The sequence below is a fragment of the Chlorogloeopsis sp. ULAP01 genome, assembly GCF_030381805.1.
Classification (GTDB): domain Bacteria; phylum Cyanobacteriota; class Cyanobacteriia; order Cyanobacteriales; family Nostocaceae; genus Chlorogloeopsis.
Map to the genome: position 1 here is coordinate 290,568 of NZ_JAUDRH010000008.1, position 13,523 is coordinate 304,090.

Genomic DNA, 13,523 nt, shown 5'->3' on the forward strand with positions numbered 1-13,523 from the left:
TACTATAATTTTTTCTTCTAAATCATAATCAAGATCAGAATATCCGTCTTCATCTAAAAAATATGCATTCTGTTTGTAGCATTCAGTGATAATTAAGATAAAATCTTTAATACTTTGACAGATTATAGTTATATCGGGGTTTCCTCTCATAATCCTTACAACTGATTGGTTATCTGGTAAAGTTCTTACGCAGTAATAATCTCCTGCACCATCGTATAAAAAGAAATCATATCTGGTTGCCAATGCCAGGAATCTGGGTACTTATGATATACTTCCTGCAAAAGATTGATTATTTTTTGTACTTTATCAATTTCGATTAAAACATATCCAGGAAGCAAATCTGTTGGGTAGTTAAAATCTTTATAACGTTTAAAGCAGAATCCACTGATACACGAATATATAGCGATTAAACCTTCAGGAATCGGATGAATTGTGATGCACTTTTGAATTTCTTCTGCTGATAAACCTTCTCCTAGATTAGCAATATATCCAGGTCGTTGCTTTTCAATAATTTCTAGGAGGTTTCTGAAGTCTTGTTTAATCTTTCCGCGCTTGTTCATATATATTGGTTATCATCATGTTAAAGGATTTTTGTTCTGTGTTGCCGAAATTATAGTTTGTTCAATTCTCTTCAACCTTGTTTGTGGACGTTTAGCACTTTCAATCCAAAAAAGAATATTCTTTTTAGATGAGTTACTAAATGCCTCAAAATGCATCTTGGCAGTTTCGTTTGCTTCTAATGCTTGCTTTAAATCTGTCGGAATTATTAACTCTTCTATCGCATCTAACTTATTCCATGAACCATCTTTTTTTGCTGCTTCAATTTTTTCTAAACCTACCTTAGTCATCAAACCTTGTTCTATAAGTTCTTCAATATATTGCTTATTTAATTTCGACCATACGCTTTTCGGTTTGCGTGGCGTAAATATTTGCATATAACATTCTTCATCTAATGATTTGACTTTACTGTCAATCCAACCAAAGCATAAGGCTTCTTTGACTGCTTCACTATATTTAACGCTGGGTTTTCCACTTTTTACTTTATAGTAAACAAGCCATATACCTTTGGATATCTGATGGTTTTTCTCTAACCATTGTCGCCATTCTTCACGATTTTTGGCATAAAATGTGTACAGTTGATTAGTAAATTTAGACATAATATAAAGTTATAATTAAAGGCAGATGGCAGTAGGTACAAAGCCATTATTAAATAGGTTTGAAAGGTTGGTATTTTACGTTTAATTTGTTCAGCCACTCAGAAGTTTAAAATTGCATCAATATTTATGTGGTATGGCACTCTTACATAGTAGTCCTAAATTGTTCATGAAAAACAAGATCCCCGACTTCTTTGAGGAGTCGGAGATCTGTGTCATTAATAACTAAATTAAATTATCAATTAGCGGAATCTGTTCGGATTCAAACGATTAGCAGATGAAGGGTTTTGAGTAGGAGCTTGAGTGCGAATTGCTACGCCATTTTTGAGTTTGCTGCCGTTACCGCCATCTTTGCGATCTAGGAAAGGTCTAAGGTCAATCGGATCGCGAGATGCGCGAGTGCGGTTGTTATTAACGCTATTACTGCCATTACCCAACAGTGTTCTACCCATATTGTATATTTCTTGAACCCCGTTACCATTACTACGACTGGTAAATGTGTTTACACCTATGGTTGTTTGTCCACTGTCAGCACTAATGAGATTTTGGAATACACTATCACGTACAGCGTAGGCATCATATCCAGGAGGTACTGTTAATACAAGGCGGCAGGCTGGGTTTGCCTCAGTAGTAACACAGAGTACGTTATATCCATTTAAGGTAGATGTACGGAGTTCTGTCAAGCCGTCAGGACGATAGGTTTCCAAACGTTCAGCTATTGTTGCACAGCGTTTATATGCATCCCAGCCACCACCCAAAGCGCGGGGAGTTGCCCAAGCGAAGAATTGCCCTGATTGACTTTCGGGTTGGTACATAACAGTATATTGACCGTTATAATTCTGGCAGCTAAACCGGGTTCCAGGATCAATTGTTGTTGAGGAGTTGTTGATTGTTGTTGTGGTTGATGTGTTGGTTGTTGTTGATGTCCCGTTGCCTGGTACTGTTGGTACTACAACATCATCGGCTCTTTGGGCGAAAACAGTAGAATTACTTAAAGCCAGGGATAAACCAAGACTACTCAATAAAACCAATTTTAGGGGCTGTAATTTCATAAACTATCCTGATACAAGAATTCAGTAGGGAGTTGTTAGTTCTTGTGACGAAGAGTTTGTAATTTTGATTCAGCGATCGCGTTTCTTTTTTTCTGCTTGTTCTTTTTTGTCTTTGATAACTTGTTTTGCCTTTGCTTGCATTTCAATGTGGCGTGCTACGCCTTCGTAAGTATAGCGATTGTAGTTGTTGGTTATAATCATTTCTTCGAGGTAGCGTACTCGCTCATCACCACCTGGATGAGACGATAACCAACTAGGGGGAGCATTTTTTTGTTGCTTGTCTAATGTCACCATCAAGTTACGCAAACCATCGGCGGCGTAACCACTGGCAACAATTAGGCGTGTGCCAAGTGTATCTGCCTGACGTTCCATGTCGCGACTGTAACTTAAAGCAAATAATTGACCGATAGTGCCACCAAGGGGAAGATACTGAGTAAGATTACCAATTAAGTTTCCTTGGGTGACTAATTGAAAGCCGTGGGAGAGAACAACGTGAGATAATTCATGGCCGAGTAATCCTGCCAATTCTGCCTCAGAGTTGGTTTTAGCGATCGCCCCTGCATTAATAAAGATTTTGCCTCCAGGTAGTGCGAAGGCGTTTAGTTCCTCGTAGGGAATCACAAAAAACTCGTATTTAAATTCATCTCGCCCAGCAACTTTGGCTAGTTTTTGTCCGATTTCATTGACATATACTGAAAGCGTTTCGTCTTTGACTACACTGAGTTGTTTTTTTGCCTGTTTTGCGACTGCCTCACCTACAGATTCTTCGCCTTGCAAGAGCATAATTGTGGAGTCAAGAGCAGAAAAAGGGCCGATTAAACTACCAGTCACAGCATATCCTAAAACACCAGTAATAATGTTAGCGATCGTATTGCCCCGAACTTCCGATCGTATATGAGATTTATAACGCTTAAGATGTTTGTCTGCCAGTTTGTTAAATTCAGGCGCTTGCGGATCGTTGGGATTAAGAATCGCAAACTGCCGTGCCGCTAAAGAAGCTTCCATCCATTTTTTTGTCTCTGCCAGGGTTGCAACTCTGGTTTTAATTAAATCTGCTTGATTAGGGTAAAGTGTTGTCGCTCGCTCTAATATTTCTAAAGCTTTTTTCTGATCACCGTATTCTTTGAGAACTTCCGCATATTTAATTTGCCCAGGAATAAATTCTGGATATTGCTCTGTTAACAGTTGCAGCGCTACTAACGTTCTAGTTTGCATTTTATTAGCGATGCCGGCTTCGGCTTCTCGCCAATAGACTTTACCCGCAGGGGATAGTTGGGTTAAATCGGCGATCGCTGCTTTGGCTTGTGGTGTTTGAGATGCTTTTGTAAAAGGCTGTTTTAGTTCGCGATATAATTTCTCTGCTGCAACATAGTCTCCTGCCAAATAAAGCTTATCTGCTTCTATAAATTTTTGTTGGCGAGCAATTTCTTCAGCACTAAGTGCGGCTTCTGGCGAGGCATTCTCATTGGGGGCGGGTATTACTGCTGTTTGATGAGGTTCTTGGGCGGGAGATGGTGCTATGGGTTGTGTCAGGATAATCAAAATAGATGTCCCAACTGCCAGTATTACCCAAATCAAGGCTAAAAACAGTGACTTCCAGCGTCTTTTCATGAGTGGCTTCCTCTAGAAAAAGCTCTTTTATCAATGTATAGCCCAGAGCGATCGCTATTATGAGAGCAAGTTCCCTAACTAATCTTCATTTTGACATTGAGGAATTTTATGCGATCGTGCGATCGCAATGCTTTTGGTTCTACTGTGCCTAAATCTAAAATCGTGAATTTTCATGCAATAACTGCTACTACCCGAAAACCAACACTGATGAAACAAGAATTCGGTACTTTGTTAAGGCGAGTGGCGCTACGGGAGTTATTTGCTTCGCAGTACCAAGAGCCACCCCGTAACAAGTTAAAATCAGCAAAAATTCGTCTAAAAAAACTTTGAGTTAACCAGGCGCTGCCATCAGCAGGCGCATTTTGATAATTATCATGCCAGTAATCTTGACACCATTCCCAAACGTTCCCATGCATATCGTATAATCCAAAAGCATTGGCTGGGAAACTGCCTACGAGTGTTGTTTCATTACAATAGTTTCCTTTCGGATTTCCGTAGAAGTTTGCTAACTCAGTGGTAATGGTTTCACCAAAATGAAAAGGTGTAGTTGTGCCTGCGCGACAAGCATATTCCCATTCTGCTTCAGTGGGTAGTCTATAAGTTTTGCCTGTTTTTTGTGAAAGTCGCTTACAGAAAGTTACAGCATCATTCCAAGATACGGATTCTACTGGACGCTTTGCCCCTTTAAAGCGTGAGGGATTATTTTCCATTACAGCTTTCCATTGTTCTTGGGTGATGGGATATTTACCCATAAAGAAAGGTTTCACGCTTACTCTATGTTGTGGTTTTTCAGAATTTTTACCCTCTCCGTGGGTTGAACCCATCATGAAAGTACCACCTGGTATCTGCACCATTTCCAAAATTACGCCTTTACCCAAGTTTTCAGCAAAAAATTGTGCTTGACTGCGGTTACGGCTAATTTCTCTACCACCCATGTCTACTTTCACCACCTCAAAGTCAAATGTTTGTAACTTGAGATTTGATGAGGGTACTTGTGGTTCAATAGGTTGGGGAATTGCAAAAATGGTTGGGTCAACAGAAGATGTGGTAGCATTCAAATCTCTTAATACTTCTGCTGCTGATTGATATCTTTCCTTGACAAAGTGTTTCAGCAACTTATCTAGAATTGCCTCCAAATTTTCACTAATTTTTACCCCTTGTTCATTTAAAATTTCTCGCCACAACCACTTAGCATTTACGACATCATAAAGAGGATCGTGAAGATTACCATAAGCATCTTGGGCTGGTAAACATCGAGTTAAAAGTCTTACACAAGTCGCACCCAAAGCATATAAATCACTCGCTGGAGTGGCATATCCTGCCATTTGTTCGCTGGGTGCATAACCAATTGTAAAAATTCCCGTCCCCTGCCTAGCTAAACTAGTTTGCGTTACCTGCTTCGCACCGCCAAAGTCAATTAACACCAACTTGTTATCACTTTTTCTGCGAATAATATTTTCTGGTTTAATATCCCTGTGAATCACATTATGCTCATGAACAAATTGCAAAACAGGCAATAAATCAGCTAAGACTTCCCGAATTTGTGTTTCACTAAATGCCTGATGCTTCAGTTGTGTTAATAAAGTTTCTCCTTCTATAAATTCTTGCACCAAATACAAACTAGAACCTTGTTCAAAGTAGGCAAGTAACCTGGGTATTTGAGAATGATTTTCTCCCAGTTCAAACAGACGTTTTGCTTCTTCCTTAAACAGTTCTGCGGCTTTGGTGCGTGCTGCTGTACCTTGCACTTGTGGGAAAAATTGCTTAATTACGCAAGCAGCATCTAATCTATCTATATCTTCTGCTAGATAAGTTTTGCCAAACCCACCTTCCCCTATCACTATCTGAACCCGAAAGCGATTCCTGAGAACATTACCAAAGTTACTGCTACCACAACTAATGCAAAACCTGTTTCCGTCAGGGTTAAAAGGATTTGAGCAATTGGGGTTTTGGCAGACTTGCATAACCTTAGGCTTTTACAGGTTTCTAACCTTAAATTAGCGTGAATATACTGATTTTTTAGAGACTTGTTTAAAAAATTTGAAATAGGGTGGGTTATTGCTTCTCGTCACGCACCACTGCATCCGACAGCTTCCCAGCATCAAAATCAATTGGCATCGATGCAAAGCCTAATTCATTTTTCTGTTTCGACGATCGCATTTACACTCCAGCGATCAGCTGATGGTTTCAATGGATGGTGATGTTAATCTACACATTCACTGTTACTAATTGAAATTGAAATAAACTACGTTACTCTTTCACAGGCGTAGATGGCACTATCAATTGATTATCTTTCTCAATTATAGGTTTAGATGGCACTATAAATTGTTTACTTTGTTCCTCAATTACAGGTGTAGACGGCACCATCAATTGATTATTTTTCTCCTCAGTTACAGGTGTGGGTGATACCATCATCATTTGACGATTATCCTCAACAGCAGGTGTGGATAGTTTGGTATTGTCTTCATTTTCTGATTCAGAGGAGCATGATGAATTGCTATTATCTTCGATTGCAGGAGTGCATGGCTTAACGCTGTCTTCAAATACGGGAGCTGATGGCTTGTTAGTGTTTTCACTTTCTGATTCTGAGGAACATGATGAATTGGTATTGTCCTCAATTGCAGGGGTGCATGGTTTAATGTTGTCTTCGATCGCGGGAGTGGATGGCTGAGTGTTATCCTCGCTCAGGGGAGTAGATGGCTTGTTAGTATTTTCTTCAATTGCAGGAGTAGATGGCTTTGTTTTAATTGCAGGAGTGGATGGGGATGGCTTCGTCTTATATTCAATTTCAGGAGTGAATGACTCAATTGGAGTTTGGTTCAATGGCTCCTGAAACAACGGTGTTGATGGCACACTATTAAAGTTTGGTTTTCTGCGGTAACTAGCTGGTGTTGATGATGGAGTTATGGGCTTGATTTTGACATCTTTAACAGTTGGGCTTGTAGTTTGAGTTGGTTTATTGCCTCTAAAACTAAATTGAAAAAAACGTCCTCCAAAAATTGCGACACCTAATCCAACCACCATAACACTGAGTAATCCCAGAATTGGAATAATTTGAGAATTGGGCAAATCAGACGATGGTTCATACGATACTTTTTGTCTTGGCGGGGGTGTTCGTCCGATTGTTGTTGGTGGCAATGCCCATTGTAGAGCTTCTAGAACTTGTGTTGCCGTTTGGTAGCGCTGACTAAAGTTATAGCGCACCATTCTAGTTAAAACGTTCGCCAATTGATCACTAACATGTACCAAAGGACGCCAAATCACTTCTCCGGTAGTTGGATCGATTGGCATTTTACGCGGTACCACACCTGTCAAGGCTTGAATTGCGATGATTCCGACTGCATAAATATCGCTACACAGTCTGGGGTTTCCATTGGCTTGTTCATTTGGTATGTAGCCAGGGGTACCAATAACGATAGTGGAAGTTACTTCCCCATAAATGCTTGTTGCTAAACTTTTGATTTGTTTGACAGAACCAAAATCAATCAGTACAATTCTGCCATCTTGACGACGCATGATGTTTTGCAGCTTCAGATCCCGGTGAATGACATTGTGTTCGTGGACAACTGCTAAAACTTCCAAAATTTCCTGTAGGAGTTTAATCACCTCTGTTTCACTTAGCTGTCTGCCTGTAGTGATTTCGGTGGTTAAGTCATGCCCATCAACATATTCCTGCACCAAATAAAATTCGCCATTTTCTTCAAAATGGGCTAAAAGTTCGGGAATTTGGTCGTGGTGCTTCCCTAGACGATATAAAACTTCTGCTTCCTGGTTAAATAGCCTTTTAGCAATCTGTAATATTTCTGGATTAGAGTTTCGAGTCACCAAATGTTTAACAACACATTTGGGATAGCTGGGTAAGTCCATATCTTCAGCAAGATAGGTGTCACTAAATCCACCAGTTCCTAACTTAGTAAGGACTTTGTAGCGGTTGCGAAGAATTGTGCCGAAGAGCATTAGCTTTACCTGCCAGCAGATTGAATGCCCTCTGTTAGGCGAGAACTCTATTAATTTTGCCAAAAAATGCTCCGAAATGAAGTTTTACTTTCAGAAAAACATTGAAATTTTTCTTGGATAACAATAGATTATTATTTAGGATAGTACTAATTTGCTGTTCTAAAAGCTTTGTAAATCAGTAATTACACGATATTTTTTTCTAAGAGTTTAATTAAAATTTATCCCAGAATTTTACGTTTTTCTGACAATAAACCGTACTTTTGCAGTCAGCGCCAATTTAAGTGGCGGTAAAGATTAGTTTTAGTTTTTACAGTCAATAAGATTTAAAGGTTGCTTTATAAACCCAGGGTTTTGTTGCAAAATCCTGTCTTTATATGGGTGTATTCATTGTCGCATAGCGTAACACACCACCCTAGTAGTCCGCCACGCAAATTATGGGGGGAAAGGTTATGGATCCCCGACTTTTTTAAAAAAGTTGGGGATATGAACACCTGCGACCTGTCAAAATCAATGTGATGGAGTTGTAGGGTGTGTTGTCCCGTAGCGAAACGCACCATTCTAGTGGTGTGACTAGGATTTAGGCTTATATGTTGAAGTAACGTGCAACTCTTTGAGTTGCTTGGCATCTACGCCCGAAGGCGCATCTGTGAGCAAGCAACGAGCTTGTTGTGTCTTTGGAAAAGCAATTACATCCCGAATCGATTCTTCGTTAGCTAGCAACATCACCAATCGATCTAAGCCGTAAGCAATGCCACCATGAGGCGGAGTACCGTATTCAAATGCTTCCAAGAGAAAACCAAATTTATTCTTTGCCTCCTCTGGGGATAGCCCGATCGCTTCAAATACTTGCTCTTGAATTTCCCGTTGATAAATCCGCAAACTACCACCACCAACTTCAAAGCCATTAAATACCAAATCGTAAGCTTGGGCGCGGGCAGTCTTTAAATCGTTCAAATCATCAGGATGAGGTGCAGTAAATGGGTGATGCAGCGCTTCTAGACGCTTTTCGTCTGCATTCCACTCAAACATCGGAAAATCCTTAATCCAAAGCAAGTTAATCTTGTCTGGATCGATTAACTTAAACTCTCTAGCTGTAAACTGACGTAATCTGTCTAAAGTCTTATTGACAGTAGCGGCATCTCCAGCACCAAATAATAACAAATAGCCTGGTTTAGCATCCGTGCGACGCAGAATTTCTTGCTTTTGTTCTGCGCTCAAATTATCTTTAATTGCACCAATAGTGTCAATTTCTCCATCATCCCTAACGCGGATGTAAGCTAAACCTTTAGCACCAGCTTCATTAGCTTCTTTAAAAATATCGCCGCCTGGCTTGATACGAACATTAGAAATTACATCACCATCGGGAATAGGCAAAATTTTAACAATTCCCCCACTACCAACTGCATCGCGAAAAACTTTAAAACCACAGTCTTTGACTATATCCGAAACATTAACTAGTTCTAAGCCATAGCGTGTATCAGGTTTATCACTCCCGTAGCGTTCCATCGCTTCTGCATAGGTAAGGTGAGGAAAGGGAAACTGTAACTCAATCCCTTTAACTGTTTTGAAGATATAGCCAACTAGCTTTTCGTTCAGTTCGATAATTTGCTCTTGGGACATGAAGCTCATTTCCATGTCTAATTGAGTAAATTCCGGTTGTCTGTCGGCGCGTAAATCTTCGTCACGGAAACAACGGGCAATTTGATAGTATCTGTCAAAACCGGATACCATCAGCAGTTGTTTAAATAGCTGAGGAGATTGCGGCAAAGCAAACCACTCACCAGGGTTGACGCGGCTAGGAACCAAGTAATCTCGCGCACCTTCGGGAGTAGAACGGGTAAGAACGGGAGTTTCGACTTCAACAAAATTTTCTACATCTTCTAGGTAACGACGCATAGCTTTCACTACTTGATGGCGTAGTAGCAAATTCTGCGCCATGCGCTCGCGCCGCAAATCCAGATAACGATACTTCAATCGTAAATCTTCCCGTACTGGATCTGTCTCAGCAGTAGAAACTTGGAAAGGTAATTGCTTGCGAACAGCGTTAAGCAAGTCAATTTGCTCCGCGTAAATTTCGACTTCGCCTGTAGGTATGCGGGGGTTGAGGGATTCTTCGGGACGTTGTGATACCCTACCTGTTACTTTGATTACGTATTCATTGCGCAGGGTATTTGCTTCATTGTACGAATCCGGAGTGCGTTGCGGATCGCTGACAATTTGGACAATACCAGAGCGATCGCGTAAATCTAAAAATATCACACCCCCATGATCGCGGCGACGGTCTACCCATCCGTACAAGGTGACAGTTGCTCCAATGTGTTCTTTTCGGAGTTCGCCGCAATAGTCAGTTCGCATAGTTGTTAGTTCTGAGTTACAAGGCTAGAGAAAGTTCAGTAAATGTCAAACTTTCTAATTATCTAGCATCATTTGCAATTCTAGTAATTCCAGTTAAATAAAAATTAGGGATAGGGGATAGGGGCTAGGAATAAAGAAGCCTTAATACCCAATCCCCAATGCCCAATGCCCAATCCCCAATGCCCAATGCCCAATCCCCAATGCCCATTTATTGTGGGCGAGGAGCGTTGAATGCTTCCCAAGCGGCTTTCGCGGCATCTTGAGCGCGATCGCCGAATTCTGTGAGTTCTTTCATCAACAAGTGCCAGTTTTTCTCGGCTTCTTGCTGCAATGAGAGCCAGGAATTTTCAATGCGATCGCGCTCAATTAGTTTTTCGCCTTCAATCGCTTGGCGCGCCCGACGTACCGCATTTAAATAAGTTTCACGAGTGAGTGTTCCTGCTGATTCTGCCTCAGCTTGAGCACGTCTTTTGAGTGCTTCAATCAGTTCTTTGGTTTCATGTTTAATTTCATCAGTTTCGCCAGCCATCTCAGTTTCTACCATTTCATTGGTTTGAGGACTGACTTGAACGACTACTACGCTTTCTTCAACAACAAAATTTTCTTCATTATTGGGATTGTAAGTCATAGTTAAACCTCCTGTTGTGCTAGTTGAAAAATTGGGGATTAGGGATCGGGGATTGGGTATTAAAATTTCTTCCTAATCCCTGTCCCCTGTCCCCTGTCACCTATCCCTAAACTCTTTCCATTGTCGGCAGTTGCTGCTCTAATCTCAGTAGTGCCTCAACTCGCGCTTCTGTGGGCGGGTGGCTGGAGAACAAGTTACCGAGAAACTGCCCAGAGATTGGATTTGTAATTAACAACGGCTCAAAAGCTGGATTTGCTTGTAAGGGCATTTGCCGTGCTGTCAGTTCTAAACGTTGGAGCGCACGGGCTAAGGCGCGAGGATTGCCTGTTAATTTGGCAGCACCTGCATCGGCTGAAAATTCTCGTGTGCGTGAAATAGCTAGTTGAATAATTGTTGCCGCGATCGGCGCTAATATCACTGTTAGTAGTAAACCTAAAGGATTGGGGCCATTGCGATCGCGTGAGGATGGTGTATACCAAAGACTATAGCTGACGATTTGAGCTAAGAATGAGATTGCTCCTGCGATCGTGGCTGCGACAGCTTGGGTGAGAGTATCGCGATTAGCAACGTGTGTGAGTTCGTGGGCAATCACGCCTTCTAATTCGTCTTCTGGTAGTAAATTTACAATGCCTTCGGTAACGGCGACAGCAGCGTGTTCTGGATCGCGCCCTGTGGCAAAAGCGTTAGGGGCTTGAGTCGGAACTATGTATAGTCTTGGCACGGGCAGATTAGCTCGTTGGCATAATCTCTCTAGCATTTGATAGAGTTCCGGTGCTTGCTGCGGTGATACTGGTTGAGCACGATAAGCTGCCAGGGCAATTTTATCTGACTGATACCAAGAAAATAAATTGGTTACAGCAGCTAAGACAATACCCACAATTACACCAGTGCTACCGCCAATTACCCAGTAACTAATAGAAATTAAAATGCCACTTAGTAAAGCTAGTAAAGCGGCAGTTTTCAATTGATTTCTCATATTTGCTCTCCTAATAATGCTGTTGTAAGTGTGAAATTAGTTGCGATTAACAGCATTACTTAAGCCGCACCTTGATTTTATCGACCTTAACACATATTTATAAGGTAGAAATTTTGCTCCATGTTGTGTACGGTTTTCTCACATCAGGTTTAAAACTATATTTTTAAATACCTAAATTTAGTTATTTATGATACTTTTTTGAAATTGTAACCTGTATTTATCATCAAAACTTTAATACACAAAAAACTTAAAAAAATTACATCCATCTTAGGTAGGAAATTTTAGAATTTTAGACAAGCAGTAACATTCAAAAGCTTGATATTAGGAGTGCGATCGCTAATTTATGTTGTTTGTAATTGCGTTTTATAAATACTGTTCGGTAGAATTATTATAAACATCAATATTTTTATTAATTATCAAAAAACGACTTCACACAACAGTTTGATGTCGATGTCACATTGATGTCAAAATTCTTCTTCAAGTCAATTAGTCGGTCATGAACTGCTGAGACCAAAATTAATGAAAAAGGTTTTCACTCTACGCTCCACATCCTTTTTCAAGCTAGTTATGGGTGATTTTTGTATCTACTTCAGAACACGTCTCGCTCACATTCTTAAATCATTGAGGGATTGGGTAAACGAAGAAGACACAAAGAGAAAATTCCCCTGTCCCCTGTTCCCTGTTAAACCAAATTTACTCAAACCAGTGGTCATCTCAAAGGATCAACACAATGATAGAGAATACTAACAATATTGGAGTTTTGCAAAAAGTTGGAAAAACTCTGCACGAATTTGCAGGGTATATCATCAGTCCTTGGCTGAATGCAGGAAATATCAAACCTTTAGAAGAACGAGTTGAATATTTAGAAAAAAGTATCCACCAAGGAATACAAAATAAGTTAGAATCTCAAGATTTAGTAATGCGTGACTTACAATGGCAAATAGACTTTCTCCAAGCAGGTACAAACTATCGCCTAGAGAATATTATTAACTACGAACTGCGTCAGCAAGTGCTAGAAATACTAAAAGAACAGGCATATATTATCCAAGAAATTATTAAACCAGCAGTTGAAGATGTAATGTCTGAGCTAGAGACTAAAAAGCAGCTTGTCAAAGCAAATATCTGCTTTACAGAAATTCAAACTAGACAGGATAGACTTCGTCATTCTTTAGCACATATTGAGGAAATCACTGCATCTGTTTTTGAGTTGGAAGCGCAAAAAACTGCCTGTATAGAAGGCGGACAGTGGCTATTATCTCAGAGAATAGAATTGGCGCAAACATTAGCCAATGAATTTCTATGTCAAGAGCATCCTCATCAAGAAGAGTTTCGCCAGAATCTTTGTAGATACTTAAAATTGTTAGGTACCTGCATGAAAAATGAGATTGAACCCCGTCTGCTCTATAAAAAAGTTATCACTCATCAACACCCACCAATAGAGATTTATTTAAGAGCATTTCGGCTACTTCAGAATCGCATCAGTAATTGGGAATTGTCATCTCAAGTATCAAGTCAAGCAGCTGAAGAATTAAGGGGATACTTTAGCTACTTAATCGACTATTTGCTTGCCATTTCACTCTGAATCGAGAGCATCTTTGATTTCTCTTTCGATCGCAGCAACTGCTTGGCGATCGCGAGTCTTTACTTTCAGTAATTCATTGACAGCCTTTTCCAAAAGTCTGCTTTCTTGGCAACACTCTTGTTCTAACTCAGTTGCGAGATTTTGCAGCGCTTGAATCATGGCAACATGACATTCTTGAACACGCTGATCAAAAAATTTATATTTCATA

Annotated in this window: 12 protein-coding genes; 2 read left to right on the forward strand and 10 right to left on the reverse strand. The window is 40.3% G+C overall.

Annotated elements, in window-relative coordinates:
- Positions 1-185: 185 nt before the first annotated feature.
- The 5 genes from QUB80_RS18115 to QUB80_RS18135 all read right to left on the reverse strand — a co-directional run bounded on the left by QUB80_RS18115 (position 186) and on the right by QUB80_RS18135 (position 5,781).
- Entirely contained in the window at positions 186-560 is a 375-nt protein-coding gene (locus tag QUB80_RS18115; protein WP_289790900.1) for a hypothetical protein, read from the reverse strand.
- A gap of 15 nt (positions 561-575) precedes the next feature.
- Complete coding sequence (locus tag QUB80_RS18120) at positions 576-1,157, reverse strand: YdeI/OmpD-associated family protein (protein WP_289790901.1); 582 nt, start codon at positions 1,155-1,157, stop codon at positions 576-578.
- Between the two features lie 239 nt (positions 1,158-1,396).
- Positions 1,397-2,206 carry a COP23 domain-containing protein gene (locus tag QUB80_RS18125; protein WP_289790902.1) on the reverse strand — a complete coding sequence of 270 codons (810 nt, stop codon included), beginning with the start codon at positions 2,204-2,206 and terminating at the stop codon, positions 1,397-1,399.
- A gap of 69 nt (positions 2,207-2,275) precedes the next feature.
- Entirely contained in the window at positions 2,276-3,817 is a 1,542-nt protein-coding gene (locus tag QUB80_RS18130; protein ID WP_289790903.1) for a M48 family metallopeptidase, read from the reverse strand.
- A gap of 170 nt (positions 3,818-3,987) precedes the next feature.
- Positions 3,988-5,781 carry a bifunctional serine/threonine-protein kinase/formylglycine-generating enzyme family protein gene (locus QUB80_RS18135; protein ID WP_289790904.1) on the reverse strand — a complete coding sequence of 598 codons (1,794 nt, stop codon included), beginning with the start codon at positions 5,779-5,781 and terminating at the stop codon, positions 3,988-3,990.
- Between the two features lie 63 nt (positions 5,782-5,844).
- Here QUB80_RS18135 and QUB80_RS18140 point away from each other — a divergent pair, with 63 nt between their 5' ends.
- Positions 5,845-6,018, forward strand: coding sequence for a hypothetical protein (locus QUB80_RS18140; RefSeq protein WP_289790905.1), 174 nt, complete (start codon positions 5,845-5,847; stop codon positions 6,016-6,018).
- Positions 6,019-6,067: 49 nt separating this feature from the next.
- On the opposite strand, the gene QUB80_RS18145 is transcribed toward QUB80_RS18140, so the two are convergent.
- From QUB80_RS18145 to QUB80_RS18160, 4 genes are all read right to left on the reverse strand, one after another.
- The gene (locus tag QUB80_RS18145) at positions 6,068-7,774 is read right to left on the reverse strand and encodes a serine/threonine protein kinase (RefSeq protein WP_289790906.1); all 1,707 of its coding nucleotides are present in this window, start codon (positions 7,772-7,774) and stop codon (positions 6,068-6,070) included.
- Between the two features lie 570 nt (positions 7,775-8,344).
- On the reverse strand, positions 8,345-10,129 hold the full coding sequence (aspS, locus tag QUB80_RS18150) for an aspartate--tRNA ligase (RefSeq protein ID WP_289790907.1): 1,785 nt from the start codon (positions 10,127-10,129) through the stop codon (positions 8,345-8,347).
- A 208-nt stretch (positions 10,130-10,337) separates the two neighbouring features.
- Entirely contained in the window at positions 10,338-10,757 is a 420-nt protein-coding gene (locus QUB80_RS18155) for a hypothetical protein (protein ID WP_289790908.1), read from the reverse strand.
- A gap of 106 nt (positions 10,758-10,863) precedes the next feature.
- Positions 10,864-11,733 (reverse strand): zinc metalloprotease HtpX, encoded by an 870-nt coding sequence (locus QUB80_RS18160; RefSeq protein WP_289790909.1) that lies wholly within the window; start codon positions 11,731-11,733, stop codon positions 10,864-10,866.
- 730 nt (positions 11,734-12,463) lie between these two features.
- On the opposite strand from QUB80_RS18160, the gene QUB80_RS18165 reads away from it, so the two are divergent.
- A complete protein-coding gene (locus QUB80_RS18165; RefSeq protein WP_289790910.1) occupies positions 12,464-13,315 on the forward strand; it encodes a hypothetical protein in 852 nt (283 codons plus the stop codon).
- Here the strand turns inward: QUB80_RS18165 and QUB80_RS18170 are convergent.
- A complete protein-coding gene (locus tag QUB80_RS18170) occupies positions 13,307-13,522 on the reverse strand; it encodes a hypothetical protein (protein ID WP_289790911.1) in 216 nt (71 codons plus the stop codon). The genes QUB80_RS18165 and QUB80_RS18170 overlap by 9 nt on opposite strands.
- Between the last annotated feature and the right edge of the window lies 1 nt (position 13,523).